The following is a 23,794-nucleotide window of genomic DNA, read 5'->3' on the forward strand; positions in this document are numbered from 1 at the left end:
CAAGACATTTAAGAAGAAGTAAGAGGTATCTCCAGCGGCGTTTCGGAGGATACATAGGGGATGATTGGATGGATGGTTTTGGAGCGGAGGCGGAGAATAATGATGATTTTCCACACAGATTCTTTTATTTCTTATATAGCAGATATGTCCAGTATATGTACTGGGTGCAGATATATCAATGGCGCATAGTCTAAAGCTATGGGACCTATTAAAAATTTATCGAAAAAGTAATAAAATAATGAAACTAACAACCGAAAATGCACCTTGATACTATTGATGTTTCTGCGTATTCTGGTAAAATAATGAGGGAGGGGGATAATCCGCCGATACTGAAGAATAAAGTGAGAGGTACGCCGATGTCAGAAACAAATGATGAAATAGAAATCTACATTCCAGACCTGCTTCATTCCATCTGGGAGCTCCGCTGGATTGTATTATTCCTTATTACCCTGGGAGGAATAGCCGGCTCTATACTATCCTGGGATAGCACTCCCTCTTACGAAACAAGGGCTTCAATGATAGTAAACGCCAGAAATATTAATGATCTTTATCAAAATGGGTCGAATGTTCCCAGAAATGAAGATATCCAAATGGCAAGAAATCTTGTAAAAACAGTGCAGCTTTTAGCAACAAGCAATCGTGTTCTGGAGATTGTATTGGATGAGGATGGATACAGCAGTATTCCTCTTGAAGAATTAAAACAGAACATTTCTGTGACGGCTGAGGATGACACTGCTTTTCTATGGCTTACCCTGAGCTGGGAGAATCCACAGCAGGCCATAGATATACTGAATCATCTTATGGAAGTCCTGCCAGAGGTAATGCTGGAGGTAATGGATATCGGTTCAGTCAGTGTTATTGATACTGCTCGGCAGGCCCAAGGAGTATCCTCGCCATCTCTGCGTAATGTGGTAATCGGAATGGCTGTTGGTCTAATTACAGGCAGTATTCTGGGCATTATCTACTATTTATTCGTACCCAAGATACGTAATAACAGTCCTTTGGAAACTCTCGGTATTGACATAATCGGCGAGATACCGTATATCGAATCCACTAAACATACAGTTGAGGAATTTCTGGATAATAAGAATGTTCCTGAGGAATATCAGGTGGCATATGGACGGCTAGCCGCTGTCTTCCGCTATTTAACCGAAAAGAACAAGCAGCAGGTAGTTGCTGTAACCTCCAGCATTCCAGGAGAAGGAAAATCAACCGTTGCTTATAATCTGGCTCTTCATCTGACAGAGTTGGGATGCAAGGTTTTATTGTTGGATTTTGATTTCAAAAAAGGGGTACTGTATCAATTTACCAGAAAAATAAAGCCCAAAGATGGGGATGAACGCAATGAGCCCCGCATTGGCGAAAAACTAAGGCAGCAAGTAGAACAGATGTATAATGGCATTTACACCATACAGGGTTTTTCACAAAAAAATATCTTTCAGGTTGATAATCAGATTTTTCCAGCCATTCACTCCATGAAAGATACATTTAACTATATTCTGATTGACACTCCTCCAGTAGGTACTCTGTCTGATGTACAGCTGATGCGCGGACTCATGGATAGTGTTATTTTAGTTGTTCGTCCTGATTGGGTATTGCGGGGCGCCGTGGAAGAATCCCTGGAATTCCTGAAGAAATCTGGAATCCCGGTAACTGGAGGTATTGTAAATGGTAAAACACCATTGATTGGAAATGCCTTAAAACGCAATATACAGGCGAGAAAGTCTTAAATCCCTAATAGGTCAGCTCCCGGGCTGAAATCTAAAAAAAAAATGGAGGGGGGCTTTCTTTTTATATGAACAGATGAGCTAAAAACAGTAATAGCAAAGCCAGAATTTGCTACGGAACCATTCCTGTATTGTCAGCCGCCTCGGTGTACTATACTATTTTATCTGTTATTCCTCTTACAGCCGCTATGCATCATTCACTCCGTTCTCTCAGAATTCCAAAAAACCAGTAACACAGAGGGGACTTATTGCAAAAAACATTCTGTAAATAGTATCTCGTTATAATATTACATTACTTTCGTAAATTTATGTTTGATATGTGAATCCAGGTTAACAAATAAAAACTTAAATATATAATGTCTAACTGTTTGATATTATTAGTCATAATCATGTCTGTAATGATATCTGTATTTTATAATCACAAACGAAAATGCTCTGAAAACAATCCCCCCTATTAAAGCTCCCAGCGTATTGGTTAGAATGTCATCTACCTGGAAGTGACCTCGCTCTGTAATCAACTGTATTATTTCGATAACGCAGCTCAAGCAAAATCCCAGGAATGTGCAAACAAAAGTATTCCTTAACTGCTTCCATTTTAATGGAACAAGGATTCCAAAAGGAATAAAAAGAAGTACATTTTCAACCACATATGCATTTGCTTTTGGTCCACCTAGTGTCTCAAAAAATTTAAGGCTTACTCCTGTGCGTGACCCTGGCTCACGCTCAAATATGGTTATAATAAAAAGCATTATAAAGTAGATAATGAATGTGGTGCTGAATATAGGCTTTTTGTAACGGCGCGTGCACAGAATAGTTACCAGATATAACACGGTACCCCATAAAATGGCTAAAGGGAGGTACTGCATTTCTTTTAATATATCCCGCAGAATAAATTGAATGGTTTTGGAAAACGACAAATTCAAATGGTTGGCTCCTTATAAGATATTGCCTGTAAAATTTTGGTATGCTTACTCCCCTGCCTTTATATAAATACATTGTGCCAAGCCGCTGGCACGGCGGCTAGTCCTTGTTATGTAAAACTACTACTTTTTTCAAATAAGTAACAGTTTTTGAATATATATTGTATTGTTAAGTTACTTCTAACATAACCGTAATTATTCCCAAAATACTGCTATGATTAGTTTATCATGGATTTGGGGCCTCAACTACTACATATCCGCAAGTTTTTGTCCCTTCTGATAGAGGATAGTCGATTCTCTTTCCTTTTTAGGGGTGTTCCTTTATGGACGATTATTTAAAACAATTCCCGGAGATGCTCTCCCTCCGTCGCCTCGTGGCTGCACTATTATCTCTTATTCTACTTACATCCGCTCGTACTGAATTATATACCAGCATCATCCACAAATTTCCGCAGCCACCCCACCCCCAAAAAAACCAAAAAAAAATCAACTTCCCCTGTCTCCAATGACACCTACAATGTAGACAGCTCTCTTGACCGAATGTGGTCTGAGGTTCATGTCTGACTCAAAAAACAGAAAATATGGGAGTATTTCTATGAAGCATTCGTAACGCCAAATATGAGGGTGGCTGACGTTCAACCACCATTTGCCTCACAATGAGTATCGCTAGATGCAAGCATCATACTCCTAAATTCATCTTGTGTTTGAATAGATACTGGCATTTTACTACAAAATTATGGAGATGTTTCAAACAATGTCCACTTACAATGCCAGAGTACCGGCCAAACATCAGTATCAACTGAGCATGAAGTATCGGAGCAGCGGCCTCACGGATTACCAGTGGTGCAAATAGATGGAATCCATCCGGGTACTTTTTACAATTGGGTAAGACGCCTAAGAAAAAAACTACTACGAAATCCTAGAGCCGATTTCAAGGGAATCCCCTATACCACCTGTTGTGCAGGAAGTGGTCAAGCTGGACCAGACCCTAACTTCTATATGCTAGGCGACATTTCTGTGCTGACAACATTTGCATCACCTGAGGAACGACTGATATGCGAAAGTCCATTGATAGATTGTGCAGTATCGTAAGAGATAAACTGTCTATGGAGCCGAACCAGTCTTCTCTGTTCCGATTCTGTGGAAAACGTCGTAACCGCATCAAAGAGTTGCTTCATGAACCAGATAGATATGTACTTTTATAAAAGCATCACAGTATTTCCCAAGGGCAATATCGACGGCCACGAAAAAGATTAGAAGCTAAAGACATTACCTAGTGTCAGTTAGACTGTAAACGCTTCATAGCCCGTACTCTTCCGCAAAATCAAAACATTTGAGAAAATATACTTCAGTATTAAACTATAGTATAAACAGTTGAGTTTTCAACCTTTTATACCAAGCTATGGAGGTTTAGAAGTATGAGTTCTCAAACAAGTTCCGTTGCACAGCAGGTTCGTATTCAATAATGGGCAGATTTGATCAGGGACTACCAGAACCGTCCTTGTGAAATGACATTGGATTCCTGGTGTCTGCTGCATGGAATCAACAAAGCTACCTACTATTATCGCCTTAGGAAAGTCAGGCAGACCTAAGTGTCATGACTCCGCCAAAACCAGTGTTTGTAGAACTTTCGCTTTTACTCAGCATGGGACATCACCTTAAGTACCGCGTCTACCAGCTCAGATGGTACTGCTAAAAGAAGCTTCAGAGTCAAACCGTTTCTGCCATGAAGAATGGCAACGGGCTGGGAAGAATTATGTTCTGCCAAAATATCAGGCTTTGTAGTGTCGGGTCCATCCGATGTGCGTGTGGATGTCGATACTATCTGGCGCTGGCTTGGCTGTCCACACTCTGCTGTGCAGCCCATACCAGCACCGCACTTTCCACCGCACATTAATTACACAGAGGCAGATGAGTGGATTCACAGTAATTAGCTTTTTTGCTTATCTTAGCGGTCTGTTCTGCATTTTGAGTGCTCTGCGACAGTTTCAATTATTCTGAGTGCATGAGAGTACACACCGTATCAATAATTTTACCTTTACAAGCTAAATATAATTTATCAATCAAAAGCGGTATTGCTATACCTGAAATCATGTACAATATCCACCATGATCCATGCATCAACACAGGAAACGTAGCTATCATATAATTTCTCATATGATAAACTCCTACTGCAAGCCAGCTAACCAGCTTAAATGACAGGAAATGCAGGCCTATGATGGGCACAGAACGCAGACTCAAGTAAGAAATGAACTTGTTGCCAATAAAATCTCTTCGCCTTAGCATTTCTGCTATGGCATACATCATAAACCAGCCTGTGACAGACACCAGCAGAAAATATATCGGATTCTCAATATTATTGTCCGACAAATCTATGTAACCCAATGGACGTACAACAAGTAATACTAAAAATCCAATACTAGCAATCATCCATGGAGAAATATGATTAAGTATCGCTGTCATTTTACCTTTTCAGTCAGATTATTCTGCTCGTCCATCTTGCAAATGCCACGGATCACACCACCATTATCGGATAGCGTGTTTTTCAATACAAAGCCTGCCATGCAAGATTCGCCGCCATTCACCAAATACTCATGGACGGCCTTGAGGCCTTCTTTGCCATAGTAATCATCTGCGTTGATCACAATGAACGGAGTCTTGATGACCTTCTTCGCTGCAAGCACAGCCTGCCCAGTTCCCCACGGCTTTGTGCGGCCTGTCGGAAGTTCTCCCGGAATATCGTTGATATCCTGGAAAGCGTAATTCACAGTTACATTGTTGGGCTTGCAGATGGAGGCAATGTGATCACCGATGACCTCTTTGAACTCCTTCTCGATATCCTTGCGGATGATAAATACCACATGATTGAAGCCCGCCTCAATCGCATCATGGATTGAGTAGTCCATGATGATATGGATATCACCATCGACCGGATCCAACTGTTTAATTCCTGCTCCAAATCGGCTGTCGATTCCGGCCGCCATGATAAGTAACGTTGTGTTCATTTTATCTTCCTCTCCAAATTTTCGATTATCTGTTAAGCTTTGGAATTCCTAACACCTTACGCATCACTGAATTCTCATTAAAAGCAAAGATAATCATTAAAGGAATCCCTATTCCAATTACCATGTATTCTAGGCGACCATACCCCACACAGTCTTTCCAATGATTAAGCGGCACATGCATAAACATAATGGGAATAGTAGCCCTTCCACATAGGTATAAAAACCGCTTCAAAATCTCAAAATACTTTTCCTTTTCCAGCCAATAGGCAAACCTAGCAAATACAATTCCAAATGCACATGGAATCAACACTGCCAATAGGAGTTCTTTATAATATGCAGGTTTCATATCAAAATAATAAAGCCTATTCCCATCTCTGTAAATAAACCAACTAAACATCACCAATCCGAAAGCAGTAACACCTGCTACTGCATCATATTTTCTTGAATCTGACTCCAGCAAGTTTTTAATTTTATCTTTATAGAAAAAACCTATACCAACATAGACTAACGCTATTAAGGAAACATCTAAGTTCCACGGTATGCCGGGTGATTGTAGAAAATGAACCTTTTCAACAATGTGTGATTCAATTACCCCCCCCCCACCAAAGATTAAAATAACTCGTTTTACTGTTTTATCTGAAAATTTTCTTAACAAGCCAAAGAACAAAATCAATGAAAAAAGGAAGCAAGTTATATACCAATAAACTCCTGGAACTGCACGACCACCCCATAGTGCCCGAACAATTGAGCCAACGGCATAATCTCGTCTTATGAGAAACAAATCAATGATAAGATACACAGAGTATGGAATCATTAAATTTTGAATTTTCGTCCTTATGTACTTTGTTCCTTCCATAATATGTTCTCTTTTTAGCAGTAATCCAGATATGATAAAAAACAGCGGCATATGAAATAGGAAAATAACATCATGCACAATGTCCGAATCATAGTGTCCCACAACTACCAGAATAATTAGCAATCCTTTAAATATGTCAACCTCTTTACACCTACTTTGTTCCACGTTATATCCATCCTCACTGTTTTATTTTTCACTCATTCGAGAACTTTTTCTTTATTAAAATTAATTATCTCAGAATCAACAGATGCGTCAAATTTTCGTGCGAAAAACATCTCTGATTCACATAACTCATCAAATTCAGAATACCTAAACGTATATGGCTTACCACGTTTCCAATCAATAAGTCTCATAATCGCATGCAAATCATTATCAAACTCCTTATGGTACAGATTATCTATATAAGGAAATGCAATCAATAGCGTCTGCAAGAACACCTCATCACAGCAAAATGTAGATCGGAATGTTTTCTTTATCCTTATTTGCTTCAAAAAAAGAAACAATTTGCTCCTGTGTTTTAATCGGGAGATCTGCTCCAGAGAGCAAGTGATAGTGTTGATAAGATCCAACGCTGACGGCTTTTTTCAATAAAAGTAATTCAGCGTTTACCCCCCCCCCCCATGTGACACAAGTACGCTCCACATGATAAACTGCACTTTCCTTTATATGGCTTGTAACCATCCCTGCATCATAGACCTGATTCTTTTTATCCATATGGATAAAATGTCATTCCTTGGATCATCAAGCATCTTCAACAGTGTTTGGAATACCAAATCATCTTTGTGTGTAATTATCAAGTATGCCTGCTTAGATAATGGATTCATCTTTCATTTTCTCCTTACCTTTTCCAGTCTATTTCTCTCCTTACTACTTTAGCTGGATATCCTGCTATTATACAGTGTTCTTCATTCACACTCTTTGTAACACAGCTCCGATAACCAATGACATTTGCGTCACCGATGGTAACACCTTTCAGGATATCCACATTAGCAGCAATCCAAACATCTTTACCTATTTCAACCGATTTTAAAGAGACTTGTTCTACATCGTTTAATATAATAGTGTGTCCATCGGAGTCCCTTACATTAACATAACACCCCAAAAGACAATTATCTCCAAAAGTAACTTTTTCCGTACAAGAGATGAAGCAGTTTGTATTACAACTAAAATTCGCACAAAATGTACATACACCATTTTCAACTCTTATGGTCGTTCCTCCTGCGATAAATGCCTTTCCTGCGAACTCAATCTTACCTGTTTTTCCGATTATGATATTGGTTTTCTTAAAAGGTTGTATGCCTTTTATTCTGACATTATTTGAAAAAATATCGGAAGCCACCCCCCCCCCCCCTCACCATCCAAATATAGCCAAATTATATACTAGTGATTTAGGTACACATAGTAATTTTTTATATTCATTTGTCGGCCTTCTTTCTAAAAAATACGGTTGCCATATCCATTACATATTGAATGCCACATTTAACTGTTGCTCTGTACAGAAGGACTAGTGAAACCGCACATACAATATATCCAACAATGGAGCCTATATTAAATTTGACAAAAGTATTATAAAACGCATACATAATAGCTAATGCGGTAATAAAATAAAACTTTTTCAAATGAATATCTACATAGAAATATCGATTTGATAAAATAGTTCTTAATGTAAAGAATACAATATAGGAAAAACCGGTCGATATCGCTGCCCCCTGGCAACCAAGTTTAGGGACAAGAATCGTATTACCTATAATGTTCACAATACACGCTCCCAGTGAAACCACGACCTGCATATTGCTCTTCTTTTTAAATACCAATCCATTTACAGTGGTTTCAGATATCGTATACATAATTGGATTGAAAATCAGGAACGGCAATATGTATGCAGCCTCTCTATATTTTGCTCCAAGCAAAACAGAAAACACATCTTTGCACAAAATCAATGTAAATCCAATGAAAAACATTATAACTGTAATAATTTGATTTCCTTTTTGGTAAAAAGACACATCTTCCTTATCATTTGTATAATGTTCTACCGCCATTGGCGCCCAAAGCGTATTAAAGGTTGTCTGGATAATAGAAAACACATGGATCAATGTCATTGTTGATGAATAAATTCCAACTTCTTCATATGAGCAATAATAATTCAATGATATTTTATCAATATATTGAAACAATGTTGTCACGCCCATAGAAAAAATATATGGATAAGCATATCCAATCAATTCTCCTTGGGTGATTGTACACTCGTTTTTCCCTAGCAACCCCGGATTCCATAACCGTCTCTCTGCTACGATGCTAATAATCATGCATGTCAGTGCTGCTAAAACTGTAGCTACGGCCAAAGACATTGTGTCCGAGAAAAAGTTTAGCTTAACAAAAAGTATTGTAAGCACAACATACACAGTTTTTTGGACAATACCGAGAATCGAATATAGTTTACTTTTATACTGAAGTCTTACCAAAAGTAAAGAAAAGCGATATATAATCTGAATAAAAGTATAAAAGCAAACTAAGGATAATGCCACTTTTCCTAATTCAAATTGAATAAGGCCTATCGCCGATAATATTAATACAACAATTCCAGAAACAGCTGTACCAATTACAGGATTTTTCAAGCATTTAAATAGTAGTTCTCTTCTATATTGATCCGTTTCTTTTTGATAAAAAAATCTAACCAATGATTGATCCAAGCCTAAATATAAAACCATTAAGGCCATATTGGAGTACATTGTAAAAATAGAGAACTGTCCATATTCAGTCGGACTAACAATGCGTGTAATTATCGGTGTCGTCAAAAAACCGATAACCATGCTTATAAAGGTTCCACTTCCTATTACCAAGAAGTGCTTAAGAAATTTATTATTCATCTAAATTTTCCTTTTTCAGCAACATACTCATATTCAGCATGGTACAGCCAAATAAGCAGTATAAATACATCGGATCTGAGTAGGTACCAATACCATTATATGTATTTACATGTGCAACAACAGCTAAAAATACAATTGAAAAAAGTATCCATCTTGTACAGTTTTTAATAATTCTTACCTCAGGGATTACAAAGAGAAAAACAAAAATCAATATAGTAAATAAGATACCAAATTCGAGTGCGTACAATCTATATGGATACTCAAATGCTGCTCTAGCCCACTCCTCAAGGTACGCATAACTATATTTGCTATCGGATCCATTTCCCCAAAAGAAATGGAAAAATTTTATACCTTTCGAACTAATACGACTCCAAACCTCTGCTCGTCCAGTTGTCAAAGAACCACTGAAACGTTGTAAAACAAGATCGAACACGCCATAAAAATAGCCAATGGCCAAAATGGCCAAAATGAATACGGTATACCGAATGCTTTTTACATACAAAACAATTAATAATACCAAAAAGATTGCTATTGCAGATTTTGAAGCAGTCAACGCAACACCAATCACTGTTATTAAAATAACCCATTTATCCTGCTTATGATTTTTCTCAAATAGTTCACCATATATATAGTTCAATCCAAAAGTCATTAAAAACAGTTCTGCGTTATAAAGCGGATGACCAATATATGAATACAGACGTATGGAGCCTAATGCCATATTTGCATAGTTGGCATCATGCGCCAAATTGAAATAGGATACAATAATTCGTCTTCCTAAGACTAAGTCCACAATGCCAAGACATACTATTAAAAATGATACAGTCCTAAAAGTATATACAATAATTCGAATTGTTTTCCTTGGGTTGTACATTTCATAAAAAAGCAATGGTAGTGGCATTATAAGTCCAAAAAATACTCGGACAAAACCTTTCAAAGTTCGTCCTGCATGAATTTCAGAAAGTGCCAATATTACAATCAAGCATACAATAATTAAATATGGTACAAAGTCCTTTCTTCGTAGCTTTCCTCCTTTTAGCGTGACATGAAATACAAACAAACAGCCCAATGCAGCAAAAATATTAATTTGATAAAAATTTGAAAGCACCATTTCTCTGACAAAAATCGGTACAGCAAATAGCCCTATCAATACCCATAGTATCGCTTGGTCCATTTTCCCATGCACACCATTATTACTTTTTCCCACTAGCATGACAGCTCCTTTTAGATCCGAACAAACAATTCTCTCCATTCATTAACAATCTTATCAATTGAAAAATCTTTCGCTCGTTCCTTTGCCTTTCTACCCATTACACTTCTTAACTCTTTATTTTTGCATATCAAGATAACCTTTTCCGCAAATGCATTAACATCATAATTATCAATAAGAAACCCATTTCTCCCGTCATTTATAATTTCCGATGGACCTTCCGTCTTGAAAGACACAACCGGTAAGCCACACTCCATTGCCTCTGTGGTCACAAGACCAAATCCCTCTTTTCTAGATGTCAAAAGCACAACTGAACCTTGCTGATAATATTGCATAACATTATCTCTTTGACCAACAAAATTTACACTATGTTGCAGATTTAACTTTGCTAAAGTTTCTTCCAGCCGCTTTCTTCCATTTCCATCTCCTACAATCGTCAATCGAGCTTCAGATATTTTCATTTTTACAATCGAAAAAATATCTGCTAATAAATCAAGCCCTTTTATATCATAATCAAGTCTTCCGACAAAGACCAACTCATTATTTTCCAGCTTTGCTTCATCCTTACAGACAAGAGTGAGAGGATTATATATTCTAATTGGATCACATTCTATGTATCTCTTATACCTATTAATGTCTCCATCTGTTAAAACTACCATCGCATCAGGCTTACTCAATAACTTCTTATATAAACCGTCCTGATGCCATTGAAAGTAATCTTTCTTTAAGAAATATACATCATAAGAATTATGTAACCAAACAACTTTCTTACTTTTATCGTTGAGTAACGAAAGCATCGCACCCGCTCTGGTACCGACACCAACGACTACGTCAAACTTATTATCAGAAAAAAATTGATTGTAATTTCTTACTTCATATGGAGGAAAATACACAAACTGTAAAAAGCTAGTGTTTCTAAATCGGATTATTTTCTTGTTAATATACCTAGCAATCTTATATAAGGAATCTCGCTTGCTTGGGCTCAATTTCTGACTCCATAACACCCTCACATTATTATTCAGGTAATAAAACCGTTTCATTGCAGTTTTATAATTCGAAGTAAAAACGATTGAAACATCCAAATCATCAGTTTTGGACATTTCACTTGCAAGTAAGGCATTGACCCTCTGTCTTCCACCCATTTCTGCAATGTTATTTGTTAGAAAACAAACCTTTTGTTTTTTTCTTCTTGTGAAATGTAGTTCATTGAGTTGAAGATAGCGTACAAGTTCATATATTCGTGCTTCTAACGTATTGGGATCGACACAATTTTGAGATAATCTGTCTTCTTTGTATGTTGCATCTAGCTGAAATTGAAATAATTTATCTACTAAAAATTGATTAATTGTTCCATTAAACATGTATGCAACAAAAGGATACTCAAATGCTGGCGAGTTATAACCGAAAGCAAACTTATTGAATTTTTCGCCGCCACAACTATTTCGTAATTTCAATAATTGGTTCGTGTCCAGCGCGTAATGTACTGCTGCTTTAAAATTATCAGATTTATAAATCGAATGATTTCCATACAATTTCTTTAATAAGGCGAATCCATACAGATCAAAAATATGATATCCTTCTTCTAATCCTTCGGTAAGCGAAAATTTCGATAGCTTATCGGTTATCTTTTTCTTAATGACCTTTACCGGATTTTCTGTGATACTGGCCATTTTCCGCGCATTCTGTAATTTTTTACTATGTTCAACCTCATCTGGACTTTTTTGATAGTCTACTACATGAACAATACAGCCGTCTTTTTTTACCTTAAAGTATTTTTTTTCCGCCGCAGACAAAAAGTCTTGGATTTGATTGTCGATGAATACGGATTTATTTATCTTGTTTTCCGTTTCAAATTCTAATATCATCGCCCCTGATGCTGCAAACCAAAGCTGGTGATTAAAGGTTAGATCATAGTCCTTTTCACCATTACAATCGGTTACTTCCCACAAGTTGTTATTAGAGTTGTACTCTTGAATCTTAAACAATTGTACAGCTTTTTCATAGTAAGAAAGGTCTTTAAACAATCTAGCAGATTCCACTAGCCCTTCAATAACCCACGCCTGTCCAATTAGTCCATTCGTGTGGTCGTATCTTGCATCTGTTCTACATCGAATGCTTCCGCTTGTCCCATAATTTTCTTTTCTTAACAGGTATTCACTCAGAATTTTTGCCGCATCATAGTATTCTTGCTTTCCTGTTTTCTCATAGAGATAACTATATGTTACAATCCAGTGAGCAGAATTTCTTACCGGTGTATCCTGATTATAATAAGGACCATTAAAACCGGCATGTGCGAATCCGTGCTCTAATATATAGGTCAGTTCTTTATCTGCCAATTGTTTTACAAGGGTATTGTAATCCATGTTCGTTCACCTCTGCTATACATTCTTTGTCTTTACAAATTTTCTGCCTGTCATTCTAAAGAAATCTTTAATATTTCTCTTAAAATTGCAGGGATCATTTTTAACTCCAAGGATGTAATAATGCATTGCCGTCTTTACATTGCCCGCTAAGCTGTAAAAATATGTCCCCATCAAATAAAAAGCAGCTGCTGATTTACGGTTATTTTCAAGATCTTTACCTAATTTCTGATGTAACCGTTCGTAAGCAATAATTCTATTTTCTGGATGAGCAGAAATTCTTTGACCTGCATAAAAATAGTAAACCGCTACAGGTTCATGTACATACACAGCCTTGTTCTCTTTCAAAATCCGAAGGTACAAATCCCAATCCTGTAATGCTAGCATATTTGCATCAAAGCCACCTGCTCTCTTTATAGCATCTACACGGAACATTGGGAATGAGCATGAGCCGATATTATTTTTTCCAATCAATTCATAATATAAATTTCCTTCATTTTGTTTTTTTGTAAACCGCACTGTTTCCTTACCTATATCTGCATACCTAATTACAGCATTACAGTACGCTATTACAGCATCTGGATGCTCTTCTAGCGCTCTCACTTGAAGCTCTATTTTCTTTGGCAGCCATTCATCATCATCGTCTAGGCAAGCAAAATACTTTCCTTTTGCTTTTTCCAGAGCTATATTTCTCGCTCTACAAGCGCCACCGTTTTTCTCAACAACAATATAATGGACCGTTCTATCTCCCGAAGACGAAGCAATCATATTTTTCAAATCTTCAATCAGTTTTTTATCAGTCGGACAATCATTAACCACAAATATCTCGATATTGTCATATGTCTGTCCGACAATACTATCTAATGCTCTTTTTACAATTTCCGGCTTTCGTTTATATGTAGTAATAACTGTTGTTACCAACGGCTCTTTATTTTCGCTCATAACTCCTCCCAACGGTTTTCCTTACAAGGAATTCAGCAATTTCGTTATATCTATATACTTACTCTTTCCAAAAGGCTCATAAGAAGCCATTATAGAATCATGTTTTGGGAACTGTCGTATAATAGTCCCCCCCCCCCCACTAATTCCAGGCCATTTCTTACACGTGAAGAACAATTTGTGCTTAAACGGAAGATCCATAAAATCATATATATTTTTTACAGCACACCCATTTTGGTCATTAAATTTAACCAACAATCTATCCCAATTGATTCTCTTACACCTTCGTTCCCATTTATCTTTAGCTTCTTTTTCGCTATGATAATGCAGGAAAAAGATCTCTATATAACTTTTACCATTTGAAAGTAATCCGACAGGATATGAACCAAAACGCCTATCTCCTGATACTTGGGGTGCGTCTTTCCATCGTGATTCTTCCGGCTTAATGAATTCAAGTGTTCCATTTATATACCCTTTTAAATCCGACAAAAATGTTATGTAATCCTCTGCCATAAAGAACATACCTACTGTAGGCGATTCTTTGGGCAGGTTATATGCTTCATATACAGTGCCACCCCAACAGTTGTTGGAAATAATAGTGAAATCCGTATTATTTAACTTCTTGCCCCGCGATCTACAGGTAAGCGGAATATAAACTTTGTTTCTGATTTTTAACCGAATTCCCTCTATAGATAGCATATTTTCATCCCCTATCACAGCGCTCTATAAAATACTCCTGAAGACGTGAAGCATCTAATTCTATATCAAAACCAGCTTCTATTGCACTATCAATTGCAATTTTTGAATTTGTTAATCGATCTGTTTTTCCCAAAGTAATAATTCTATTTGCCCACTTCAAATATTCTTCTAGTGACATGAAATAAACTAGATCCGTGAATACACATTCATTAGTTACGGTATCCGACACTAAACAAGGTAATCCTGCCATTTGCCATTCTACCACCACTAAGGGGAGACCTTCATGGATTGAAGGAAGTACCATTACATCCATTGCCTGGAGCATATCTGACACATTAGTAATGGAACCGGTAAAAATGACTCTATTTGATATTTTCAATTTATCTGCAAGTTCCATACACTTTTGTTTATTCTTCCCATCCCCCATAAGATAAAGCCAGGAATTAGGTTTTAATTGAAGTAATTCAGCAAATACATTAATCAGATATTCCTGATTTTTCTGTCGATTAAAATTCCCAACATGACCTATCAGCAAGTCTTCATTATGAACTTTTAATTGTCTGCGGAGCGCCGCTCTTTTAAGCTCATCAAATTTATATCCTTTTATATCACGCCCATTCTTTATTAATTGATATGGACGAGAGCCAAAAAGCCATTTTCCTGCTTCCTTCCCACATGCAAATGCATCTGTATATAAAATATAAAATAAAGGTCGCAATATTTTATCGGCTTTTTTATGGTCACAGGTTGTATTATGAGAATGAGCAATTCTTACCTTACAACCTGCAAGTTTTGCTATTCCAAGTTCTATTGACATAATTGCACTACTTCCATGAATATAAAGAGCATCATAATGTTGTAGTTTAAAAAGTTTATAAAACGCGATGATATATTTTCTCACGCTTGCTTTTCTGGATGGAAGGCAACGTATATTTATACCAGCGTTTTGAAATTCAACCACCAGATCATAGTTATATGAGCCTGATGCAATAATATCAATATCAAATTTATCTTTATCAAAGCGGGAGAAATAATCTAAGATGATTGTAGATATTCCCTCTTTTTTCCCTAATCCTGTAGTTGTAACTATAAGTATTTTTATTTTCTTCACGCTGTGGTTTTCCTCCCATATCAAGAAATCGGATATTACACTACGATATATTTTGGAGTAGCTCTACCCAGTCTCCCATTATTCTATCCCACTTACTAGGCTTAAAGACGACGAAAGCACATAATATATACAGTATAAACTCTCCAACACAGATTTTCTTTCCACTTTGTAAAGATCGAGCCTGATTTTGCAGGAATCCGCATGAAACATATACTTTAATTTTCTAAAATATTTTTATCTTCTCATCTGTAATTTTATCTCCTGTATAATATGTCCAGATTCACCATCTGGCATTTATTACAGTTGGCGTTTGACTTTTTTAGCAGGAAGAATCAGCCAGTCCCCAAATACCTTGTCCCAATTATTTGGTCTAAATGGTATAAAACCGCTAAAATGAAAAAATGTCATTTCACCAAAATATATGTTTCCATTTACTTCGTATAAATCAACCCGGACATGCGGGATTCCAAACGATAGCTTTTCTGCCAGGACTATCATTTCATTAAAACAATTCGGTTTTTTATTAGGAATCTCTGCATTTGGGTATTTCTGTGTTATGTCAAGATGATTAAATTCCATATCATAATAATCAAATTTTACATGACCAGAGTTTCTATCTGAAGCGATAAACATTGCCTTTGGCTCACCATTAAAACAGAAAAATTTATAATCTCGAAGTTCTCCAGTTTCAGCGTCCTCCATATACTTTTCAGCGATAATTCTAGGCTTAACATTTTTGTAAGGCCACTCGCGTCCTATGCAATAAAAATTCTGTTTTAAGCAATTTTCAATCTTTACTTTTGCAGCCTTTTTATCTAAAAGGTTTTTGTTCTTTACAATCACTAATCCCTCCGAGTCATGCGTACACTTCAGAACAAATTGATTAGGTAATGCCTCAAAATTTATATCTTCAAAGCGCTCCCAGATTCCAAGAGTTGGTATGATACCCCCCCCCCATCCCCGATTATTTTTTCTACATATTTTTTCACCTCATACTTGTCCACAAGCATCGTATATAACGGATTGTGATCATGTAATTTCAACCAATTTAATTTTTCATTGTATGTAACTGGCTTCTTAAGATTGGCAAATTTCTTAAAATGTGCAAAATAATTCAGTTGTATATATAATTCATCGGGCAAAAAACGTAATGCATATCTGACTTTCTTCGCTAATCTATTGCTGCTCATATTACCAATTCTCCTGAATAAATTTATCAATCATATTCACTATTGCCATCGGATCCTTGTTCTCCCAAGGTCTCACCCCGTCTGCACCGTCATATATTTTCTTGAAGCATTCGCCGAGATCGTCAAGCTCCAACCCTGCCATCAAAACGTATCCATTACTGCTAAAAGCTTCGTTATTTTGTATCTGATGATCATTGATATGTTCTCCATACTTTTCAAGGCGTGTTACAGCAATTACCTTTTTACCTGCATTAAGAGCTTTCATAATGGAACCGGATGCGCCATGCGATACAACAATATCAGCCTCATTAATCTTCTCGATGAACTCCTCAGGCGAAATAAAATCCTTGAATTTATAATGTTTCGGTTGATATGTAGATGTTCCTATTTGCGCGAACATTGGTTCACATAGAGTTCCATCCTCATACAACTCATCTAATTCTTTAAATAATCGATCAAAGGGATATTTTCTTGAGCCAACAGTTACAAATATCATTCGTTTATGTATCCTCCACAACCATAAGTTCTGGTATAATCTTTAATAAAGACATCCTCCATAAATGGCTTTCTTGTAATACTTCTTTTGAGATTCCCATTGTACGATAAAGAGAGCAGAGTGCTTCTCCATCCTCTTTCCTGCCACAGTAGGCATATTCGCTCTGCCAAACGTCTCTATATAAACAAACTTTTTGTGAAACAACACAGCTAGAAGATAAAATGAATAAGCAACCATAGTCCCTGTGGTAATCACAAAATCCGGACGCTCTTTAATCCATATTACAATGGATCTAAGGCAATTTATGGCCATCTTAAAAGGCATGAATTTATCCTTAAGGTCTGTTTGAATCATAAAATACTTCGCATTTTGTTGAAACTGCGTTTTTTCAGTAATCATAAATCCATCGTACTTATCTATTAATGGCTGCAATTTCTGCAACTGCTCCCAATGACCGCCCGATGAGGATACCAGGCAGAGCCTTGGTTTTTCATGCTTATGTTTAAAATTTTTATCCATATCTGTCTCCATTAATCCCTTTGGAAAATATCCCTCGTATATACTTTCTCTTTCACTTCATCCAGACACTTGTCATACCGGTTAGCAATGATAGCCTGGCTCTGCCTCTTGAATTCATCCAAATCGTTTACGACCTTACTTCCGAAGAAAGTATCCCCGTCTTTCATAGTCGGTTCGTAAATGATTACTATAGCTCCCTTGGCTTTGATCCGCTTCATTACGCCCTGGATACTGCTCTGGCGGAAGTTATCGCTGTTGCTCTTCATAGTCAGCCGATACACACCGACAACAACTTCCTTTTCCCGACTTTCATCCCAGGAATCATTTGCTCCATAAGCGCCGGCTATCTCCAGTACACGGTCTGCTATGAAATCTTTCCTCGTCCTGTTGCTTTCTACGATTGCTTCAATCAAGTTCTCTGGAACATCCTGATAATTGACCAGCAGCTGCTTGGTATCTTTCGGCAGGCAGTAGCCGCCATATCCAAAAGAGGGATTGTTGTAAAAATCTCCGACACGCGGATCCAGGCAGACGCCTTTGATGATCTGTTGAGTATTAAGCCCTTTCATTTCCGCATAAGTATCAAGTTCATTGAAATACGCCACACGAAGTGCCAGATATGTATTGGCAAACAGTTTCACTGCTTCTGCTTCTGTAAAGCCCATAAACAGTGTGTCGATGTTCTCCTTGATGGCACCTTCCTGCAGAAGCTCAGCAAAGGTATGTGCTGCCTCAGCTAGACGTTCATCTTCCATATCAGTACCAACGATGATACGGCTGGGATATAAATTATCATACAATGCCTTTGACTCTCTTAAAAACTCAGGGCTGAAGATGATATTCTTACTCCCGGTTTTCTCGCGAATGCTCTTTGTATATCCAACCGGAATGGTGGATTTGATGACCATGATTGCGTCAGGGGCATATTCCATAACCAGACCGATCACATTTTCAACTGCTGAAGTATCAAAGAAATTCTTCTTGCTGTCATAATTTGTAGGTGCAGCAATCACCACAAAGTCTGCATCCGCATAAGATTCTTTTGCATCCAAAGTAGCCGTCAGATTCAAATCTTTTTCAGCAAGATATTTTTCAATGTAATCATCCTGAATAGGGGACTTTCTATTATTAATCAATTCAACCTTCTCAAGGATAATATCTACAGCTATTACCTTATGATGCTGCGCCAGAAGCGTGGCAATCGAAAGTCCCACATACCCAGTTCCGGCGACTGCGATCTTCAAATCTTTAAACTCTCTCATAATCGTGTTCTCCTCCCAGCTCTTGTATCTCTACCGTCCAAATACCGCTCTTACATATAGAACTCTTTATACCACTCCGCAAACCTTCTCAATCCACTTCTCAGATCAGTACTTGGTTTAAACCCAAAATCACGCTCCAACGCACTTGTATCTGCATAGGTCACCGGGACATCCCCGGGCTGCATTGGCAACAGTTCCTTGTGTACATCGAAGTCATAATCCTCCGATAGCACGCCAGCCCTTACCAATTCCTCGCTCAGTATCTGCACGAAATCCAACAGGTTCTCAGGATGGTTATTTCCAATGTTATAGAGAGCGTAAGGTGGAACAGGAATCCCGTCCTCACCGATTGCTTTGTCAGGAGCCTTGGTCATCACCTTTTCCACGCCGGTCACGATATCGTCGATATATGTAAAATCTCTCTTACAGTTGCCATAGTTAAATATCTGGATCGTTTTTCCTGCCCTCAACTTGTCCGTAAAGCCGAAATACGCCATATCCGGGCGACCGGCCGGACCATACACTGTGAAGAACCTGAGTCCTGTAGACGGAATGTTGTACAGCTTCGCATAAGCGTGAGCCGTCAGCTCGTTTGATTTCTTCGTGGCTGCATAGAGGGAAACAGGATTATCCACCTTATCATCAGTGCTATACGGTACCTTCTTATTGGAACCATAGACAGATGAGCTGGACGCATAGACCAGATGTTCTACCGGCGTGTGGCCATCATCAAAAGAATGCCTGCAAGCCTCCAGGATGTTATAGAAACCGATCAGATTCGATTCAATATAGGCATCCGGATTAATGATAGAATATCGGACACCTGCCTGGGCAGCGAGATTTACAACAATCTGTGGCCTGTACTGTTCGAATACCTTATTGACCAGTTCCTTATCCGCAATACTACCTTGAACAAAAATAAAGGAAGGATGCGCTGACAGTTCAGAAAGCCTTGCTTCCTTCAATCGCACATCGTAATAATCATTCATGTTATCGATGCCGATGACTGTCACATCCTCCACATCTTTATAAAGTCGCTTTACCAGGTTAGAGCCTATAAAACCGGCAGCGCCAGTAACCAAAATAGTTTTGTTTTTCAAATCCACATAACTCATCTCGTGGTTCCCCTTTGTTTCTTTTCTCTATGATCGAAATCACTGCGGATAATCACCCAAGTATTCATAACATCTTCATGATTTCCACAGTGTCCTTTCTGCCAAGTAATTTATTCTGTCAATTTTTCATGTCTGGTCTATCCAATCAACGCAACGAGAATCTAGTAAAATCAATACCTGAAATGTTCATTCTTATTATCCATTCATCAACTATTTCCGTTTGGACAAACACTTCGAATGTTGAATACCTTATTGACTTCAATAATCCATTTTGGATAGACAGCCTTTGTACATAACAACCGAAAAACGATGCTTTGGATGCGACTAATATCATTTGGCTAGTCCTGCCATCATGTAACAAATATTTCTAAAAAGTCCTTGATTTATCAAGCTTTCAGCGGTATGGACATCATTCTTCGTGCTATGACTTTCGCCTTATAATAAGGTAATCACTCTCTGTAATCATCTATCCAAAAAGAATAATTTCATTCCCCTATCAGCCAATGACACTTCCCACTTTCGCTTTAAAATAGGAAAGACCTACGCCTGACTCATCACAGTTTCGCTTTATAATGAAGAGATCACTATACAAACGCTTCTACACGAAAACATCTTTTCCAACCCACTTTCATGTATTTTCCGGTCATCATACCGCTTTTCTGGCCAATTAATTCATGAGGCTAGCCATTGTCATACAATCCCTTAAATTCATGCAAGAATTCGGACTGAAGATGATATTGTCACAGTGGTAGAATTCATGCGCAAATGCAGTAAATCCAACCGAAATTGTGGACTTAATTACCAGCATTGTATCTGGATTATACTGACCCCCTAGCTTGATAACCACCTCGACCACATATGTGTCAAAGAAATTCTTCTTACCGTTGTAATTCATTGATGCAACAATAATCACAAAATTTCCATCAGAATATGCAACTTCTGCATCAAGTGCGACCACCAGATCCAATGTTCTTGTTTCAGATGCATCCTCACTCTCTGGCTGACATTTTTATTTACAGCCACTCGTTTTTGGTGACATATATTCCAAGATATGTCCCTAGGATTACAGAAAAACTCTTTATACCTTTCGGCAAACTTCCGCGTACCATCCCGCAAGCTTGGTACTCAACTCGAATTCAAAATCACGCTTTAGAACAGTAGTGATAACATACATTACAGTACACCATCCCTACATCGCTCCGCCTCTCCCCAGCACAACCTGCACTGTCTGAAGCAAAATCTTAATATCCAACCCCATCCTCCATTCAGTTATATATTCCTTATCCAGCTTCACGACCTCTTCAAAATCCGTAATCTCACTTCTTCCACTTACCTGCCACATACCTGTAATTCCAGGCTTTACACTTAATCTGACCCTATGATGCAAATCATATTTCTCCCACTCATCCACAGTAGGCGGCCTGGTGCCTACCAAACTCATATCCCCTTTAAGCACATTCCAGAACTGCGGGAACTCATCGATTGAATAATTCCTGATAAAATTTCCAATTCCCTTTTTTCCGCCTATAATCCTGGGGTCATTCTCTATCTTAAACATCATCCCGCCTTTTACACGGTTCTGATTCATTAATTCCTTTTTCCGTTCTTCCGCATCCATGTACATACTGCGGAACTTATATAATTTAAATCTCTTGCCATTCTTTCCAATGCGCACCTGCGAAAAAAAAATCGGTCCCGGTGACTGAACATAGATACAGGGCGCCACGAACAAGAACAATATTCCTGTCAATATACAGCCTAACACCCCTCCCGCAATATCCATGACCCTCTTAAAAAATGCCTGCCTCCATGACGCCATATTAATACAGCTGGTAAGAACCGTATAACTTCCCAAACGCTCCACATGCTGTATCTGTCCTTTCAGCCTACCCATCTCAATCAGCTTAAGATGTACTGTGACTCCCATGTCAATGAAATCATCCATAAGCTCCTGCGGCAGCGGCATGTTCTTCGGCAGATTTATGAACACCTCATCCACCCATTCCCGACACACATATTCAGCAATTCCGGTCCTGTCTGTCACTATGGTTACTCCATTTATAGTTTTGCCAGCCCAATCCGCATCCATCAGAGATACGCCTATGATGTGGAAACGTTCGTAATTTTTATTTAGTATATTCTGTACCACCTCTTCCACCATTCCCTTGGATGTAAGAATAAGTAAAGAACGCTTGCCTTTTCCTTCCAAACCTCTTGTCAATAAATATTTCTTCCAATAAATTCTGGCTATGTAACTAATAACAACATATAAAATGCCTGTTGTCACTAAGGTTATCCTGGAATACTCCTCCCCTTTTTGGGTCGCAAACAGATAAAAAGCCGCAATTAGAATAACCTGGCATACGTGTTTTATAGTTTCTGTAAGCTCCTTAAATTTCCCCCTTTTTAACACATTTTTAAAGCTCTCGCCAAAAAAGGTCACAAAAATTTGTATGAACAGAAATACAAATGCCATATTTCGGTACAACTGACTGGCATAAGGCCAACGGATCCCCTGTCGTATAAAGTATGCAGCAATATATGCGGCCTGAAGGCATATTGCATCTATTAAGGTGAAGTCACAATGCTTCAGCCAGCCTTTATCTGCTTTTCGATACATCTCTCTCCCACCACTCTTTTCTCCACAGCACTTCTGTAAAACCGGGGGCCCGGCTTCAGCCATTTACTGCCCCCGGCCAGTCTTTTCTCAATGCTGCTAGTTCTTATACACTACGGATAATGTACCAGACCCAGGAACATTGACAGCTACTGTTTTTGTTACCGGATCCACCTTAACAGCCGGAATCAGCTGCCACTGGCCAGTAGCATTGTCATAGAACAAAACCTGTACGTTGTTAACGTTGGAAACCAGGTTAGGCACATACAGAGATACCTCTACCGCACCAGTCTTAACTGTGCCGGTAGCTGCATCTTTTGTGATGATTGCGTGTGTTCCTGTCAAGGCATTATAACCTGTCAGGTCAACCCCCTGTACAGCTTCATTCAGAGGCTTCCCTGCATTGATATCGTTGATAGCTGATACCACATTAGAAGGAAGTCCTGTTGTTGCTGCAACGCTGTCTGCAAATGCAACAGCGGTGTCGCCGATAACAGCCTCTCCTTTAGAATTGGTTGTTACCTGCTGTCCTGTAGTCGTTACTGTGTCTACTGCAACGCCAATCGTACTGCCTGTTGGGCTTGCACTGGTTGTGGCGCCTGTAGTCTTGACACCAGTAGATGATACAGATACTGTGGTGTTGGACTTAGAGCTTGTAGTGCCTTTGTTGCTACTGCTGCTGGATGAGCTAATGGAACCGCTGCCATCACTGCCGCTGCTGGAAGCACTGCCTGCTGCAAAAGCCCATGCAGGCTGAGATGCCAGAGCTGCTGCCAGCACTAAAGCTGCTATGCATTTCTTTTTCATATCCTTCACCTCTCCTTTCTCTCCTAAGAGTAGTTATATTCAATAAACAGCATAATACCATGCTGGATATTGCAGTATTTTACTGCACCGCGGGTAT

At 38.4% G+C, this 23,794-nt stretch carries 22 protein-coding genes and 1 pseudogene; 2 read left to right on the forward strand and 21 right to left on the reverse strand.

Translation table 11 applies throughout. The features are described from left to right. The first annotated feature begins 356 nt into the window (after positions 1-356). Complete coding sequence (locus CGC65_RS21490) at positions 357-1,730, forward strand: tyrosine-protein kinase domain-containing protein (RefSeq protein WP_002569794.1); 1,374 nt, start codon at positions 357-359, stop codon at positions 1,728-1,730. Between the two features lie 374 nt (positions 1,731-2,104). Here the strand turns inward: CGC65_RS21490 and CGC65_RS21495 are convergent, their stop codons facing one another. Further along, a complete protein-coding gene (locus tag CGC65_RS21495; protein WP_002569795.1) occupies positions 2,105-2,650 on the reverse strand; it encodes a VanZ family protein in 546 nt (181 codons plus the stop codon). A gap of 1,052 nt (positions 2,651-3,702) precedes the next feature. Between CGC65_RS21495 and tnpB the strand changes: the two genes are divergently transcribed. Continuing rightward, positions 3,703-3,852: an IS66 family insertion sequence element accessory protein TnpB gene (tnpB, locus tag CGC65_RS32740; protein WP_080548704.1), complete on the forward strand. Its 150-nt coding sequence runs from the start codon at positions 3,703-3,705 to the stop codon at positions 3,850-3,852. 431 nt (positions 3,853-4,283) lie between these two features. Here the strand turns inward: tnpB and CGC65_RS31040 are convergent, their stop codons facing one another. From CGC65_RS31040 to CGC65_RS21605, 20 genes and pseudogenes are all read right to left on the reverse strand, one after another. Beyond that, entirely contained in the window at positions 4,284-4,514 is a 231-nt protein-coding gene (locus CGC65_RS31040) for a hypothetical protein (RefSeq protein ID WP_146111408.1), read from the reverse strand. A 125-nt stretch (positions 4,515-4,639) separates the two neighbouring features. Further along, entirely contained in the window at positions 4,640-5,110 is a 471-nt protein-coding gene (locus tag CGC65_RS21510; RefSeq protein WP_002569796.1) for a hypothetical protein, read from the reverse strand. Then, positions 5,110-5,652, reverse strand: a pseudogene (locus CGC65_RS21515) (sugar phosphate nucleotidyltransferase); the annotation flags it as partial. The gene CGC65_RS21510 and the pseudogene CGC65_RS21515, both read right to left, overlap by 1 nt. 25 nt (positions 5,653-5,677) lie before the next feature. Beyond that, positions 5,678-6,673 carry an acyltransferase family protein gene (locus CGC65_RS21520; protein WP_007037015.1) on the reverse strand — a complete coding sequence of 332 codons (996 nt, stop codon included), beginning with the start codon at positions 6,671-6,673 and terminating at the stop codon, positions 5,678-5,680. 276 nt (positions 6,674-6,949) lie between these two features. After that, positions 6,950-7,222 (reverse strand): beta-1,6-N-acetylglucosaminyltransferase, encoded by a 273-nt coding sequence (locus tag CGC65_RS31050; RefSeq protein ID WP_007037017.1) that lies wholly within the window; start codon positions 7,220-7,222, stop codon positions 6,950-6,952. A 124-nt stretch (positions 7,223-7,346) separates the two neighbouring features. Further along, positions 7,347-7,847 (reverse strand): acyltransferase, encoded by a 501-nt coding sequence (locus CGC65_RS21530; protein WP_002569800.1) that lies wholly within the window; start codon positions 7,845-7,847, stop codon positions 7,347-7,349. 76 nt (positions 7,848-7,923) lie between these two features. Beyond that, on the reverse strand, positions 7,924-9,375 hold the full coding sequence (locus tag CGC65_RS21535; protein ID WP_002569801.1) for a lipopolysaccharide biosynthesis protein: 1,452 nt from the start codon (positions 9,373-9,375) through the stop codon (positions 7,924-7,926). Continuing rightward, positions 9,368-10,585, reverse strand: a complete 1,218-nt coding sequence (locus CGC65_RS21540) for a hypothetical protein (RefSeq protein ID WP_002569802.1) — start codon at positions 10,583-10,585, stop codon at positions 9,368-9,370. The genes CGC65_RS21535 and CGC65_RS21540 overlap by 8 nt, the downstream gene beginning before the upstream one ends. Positions 10,586-10,596: 11 nt before the next feature. After that, positions 10,597-12,945, reverse strand: coding sequence for a glycosyltransferase family 4 protein (locus CGC65_RS21545; protein ID WP_002569803.1), 2,349 nt, complete (start codon positions 12,943-12,945; stop codon positions 10,597-10,599). Between the two features lie 15 nt (positions 12,946-12,960). Then, positions 12,961-13,884 carry a glycosyltransferase family 2 protein gene (locus tag CGC65_RS21550; RefSeq protein WP_002569804.1) on the reverse strand — a complete coding sequence of 308 codons (924 nt, stop codon included), beginning with the start codon at positions 13,882-13,884 and terminating at the stop codon, positions 12,961-12,963. A gap of 21 nt (positions 13,885-13,905) precedes the next feature. After that, positions 13,906-14,580 (reverse strand): DUF1919 domain-containing protein, encoded by a 675-nt coding sequence (locus tag CGC65_RS21555; RefSeq protein WP_002569805.1) that lies wholly within the window; start codon positions 14,578-14,580, stop codon positions 13,906-13,908. 4 nt (positions 14,581-14,584) lie between these two features. Beyond that, positions 14,585-15,691, reverse strand: a complete 1,107-nt coding sequence (locus CGC65_RS21560; RefSeq protein WP_002569806.1) for a glycosyltransferase family 1 protein — start codon at positions 15,689-15,691, stop codon at positions 14,585-14,587. Positions 15,692-15,988: 297 nt separating this feature from the next. After that, positions 15,989-16,672 (reverse strand): ATP-grasp fold amidoligase family protein, encoded by a 684-nt coding sequence (locus CGC65_RS21565; RefSeq protein ID WP_235622224.1) that lies wholly within the window; start codon positions 16,670-16,672, stop codon positions 15,989-15,991. Next, a complete protein-coding gene (locus CGC65_RS21570; protein WP_007037022.1) occupies positions 16,594-16,881 on the reverse strand; it encodes a hypothetical protein in 288 nt (95 codons plus the stop codon). Before CGC65_RS21570 ends, CGC65_RS21565 begins: the two co-directional genes overlap by 79 nt. 1 nt (position 16,882) lies before the next feature. Further along, on the reverse strand, positions 16,883-17,377 hold the full coding sequence (locus tag CGC65_RS21575; protein WP_002569809.1) for a glycosyltransferase: 495 nt from the start codon (positions 17,375-17,377) through the stop codon (positions 16,883-16,885). A 42-nt stretch (positions 17,378-17,419) separates the two neighbouring features. Beyond that, positions 17,420-17,896, reverse strand: coding sequence for a PssD/Cps14F family polysaccharide biosynthesis glycosyltransferase (gene pssD / locus CGC65_RS21580; RefSeq protein WP_002569810.1), 477 nt, complete (start codon positions 17,894-17,896; stop codon positions 17,420-17,422). A gap of 11 nt (positions 17,897-17,907) precedes the next feature. Continuing rightward, on the reverse strand, positions 17,908-19,158 hold the full coding sequence (locus CGC65_RS21585) for a nucleotide sugar dehydrogenase (RefSeq protein WP_002569811.1): 1,251 nt from the start codon (positions 19,156-19,158) through the stop codon (positions 17,908-17,910). A gap of 50 nt (positions 19,159-19,208) precedes the next feature. Further along, positions 19,209-20,273, reverse strand: coding sequence for an NAD-dependent epimerase/dehydratase family protein (locus CGC65_RS21590; RefSeq protein WP_002569812.1), 1,065 nt, complete (start codon positions 20,271-20,273; stop codon positions 19,209-19,211). Between the two features lie 1,189 nt (positions 20,274-21,462). Beyond that, positions 21,463-22,893, reverse strand: coding sequence for a sugar transferase (locus CGC65_RS21600; RefSeq protein WP_038281499.1), 1,431 nt, complete (start codon positions 22,891-22,893; stop codon positions 21,463-21,465). A gap of 96 nt (positions 22,894-22,989) precedes the next feature. Further along, positions 22,990-23,697: a hypothetical protein gene (locus tag CGC65_RS21605; RefSeq protein WP_002569814.1), complete on the reverse strand. Its 708-nt coding sequence runs from the start codon at positions 23,695-23,697 to the stop codon at positions 22,990-22,992. Between the last annotated feature and the right edge of the window lie 97 nt (positions 23,698-23,794).

The sequence above is a fragment of the Enterocloster bolteae genome (assembly GCF_002234575.2).
Taxonomy (GTDB): Bacteria; Bacillota; Clostridia; order Lachnospirales; family Lachnospiraceae; genus Enterocloster; species Enterocloster bolteae.

Bases quoted from the DNA above. Each gene is read 5' to 3' on its own strand.
- CGC65_RS21590 (WP_002569812.1), bottom strand. From the start codon at position 20,273: ATGAGTTATGTGGATTTGAAAAACAAAACTATTTTGGTTACTGGCGCT.
- CGC65_RS21570 (WP_007037022.1), bottom strand. From the start codon at position 16,881: ATGAGCAGCAATAGATTAGCGAAGAAAGTCAGATATGCATTACGTTTT.
- CGC65_RS21605 (WP_002569814.1), bottom strand. From the start codon at position 23,697: ATGAAAAAGAAATGCATAGCAGCTTTAGTGCTGGCAGCAGCTCTGGCA.
- CGC65_RS21575 (WP_002569809.1), bottom strand. From the start codon at position 17,377: ATGATATTTGTAACTGTTGGCTCAAGAAAATATCCCTTTGATCGATTA.
- CGC65_RS21540 (WP_002569802.1), bottom strand. From the start codon at position 10,585: ATGCTAGTGGGAAAAAGTAATAATGGTGTGCATGGGAAAATGGACCAA.
- CGC65_RS21555 (WP_002569805.1), bottom strand. From the start codon at position 14,580: ATGCTATCTATAGAGGGAATTCGGTTAAAAATCAGAAACAAAGTTTAT.
- CGC65_RS21535 (WP_002569801.1), bottom strand. From the start codon at position 9,375: ATGAATAATAAATTTCTTAAGCACTTCTTGGTAATAGGAAGTGGAACC.
- CGC65_RS21600 (WP_038281499.1), bottom strand. From the start codon at position 22,893: ATGTATCGAAAAGCAGATAAAGGCTGGCTGAAGCATTGTGACTTCACC.
- CGC65_RS21490 (WP_002569794.1), top strand. From the start codon at position 357: ATGTCAGAAACAAATGATGAAATAGAAATCTACATTCCAGACCTGCTT.
- pssD (WP_002569810.1), bottom strand. From the start codon at position 17,896: ATGGATAAAAATTTTAAACATAAGCATGAAAAACCAAGGCTCTGCCTG.
- CGC65_RS21545 (WP_002569803.1), bottom strand. From the start codon at position 12,945: ATGGATTACAATACCCTTGTAAAACAATTGGCAGATAAAGAACTGACC.
- CGC65_RS31040 (WP_146111408.1), bottom strand. From the start codon at position 4,514: ATGGGCTGCACAGCAGAGTGTGGACAGCCAAGCCAGCGCCAGATAGTA.
- CGC65_RS31050 (WP_007037017.1), bottom strand. From the start codon at position 7,222: ATGGATAAAAAGAATCAGGTCTATGATGCAGGGATGGTTACAAGCCAT.
- CGC65_RS21550 (WP_002569804.1), bottom strand. From the start codon at position 13,884: ATGAGCGAAAATAAAGAGCCGTTGGTAACAACAGTTATTACTACATAT.
- CGC65_RS21585 (WP_002569811.1), bottom strand. From the start codon at position 19,158: ATGAGAGAGTTTAAAGATTTGAAGATCGCAGTCGCCGGAACTGGGTAT.
- CGC65_RS21510 (WP_002569796.1), bottom strand. From the start codon at position 5,110: ATGACAGCGATACTTAATCATATTTCTCCATGGATGATTGCTAGTATT.
- tnpB (WP_080548704.1), top strand. From the start codon at position 3,703: ATGCGAAAGTCCATTGATAGATTGTGCAGTATCGTAAGAGATAAACTG.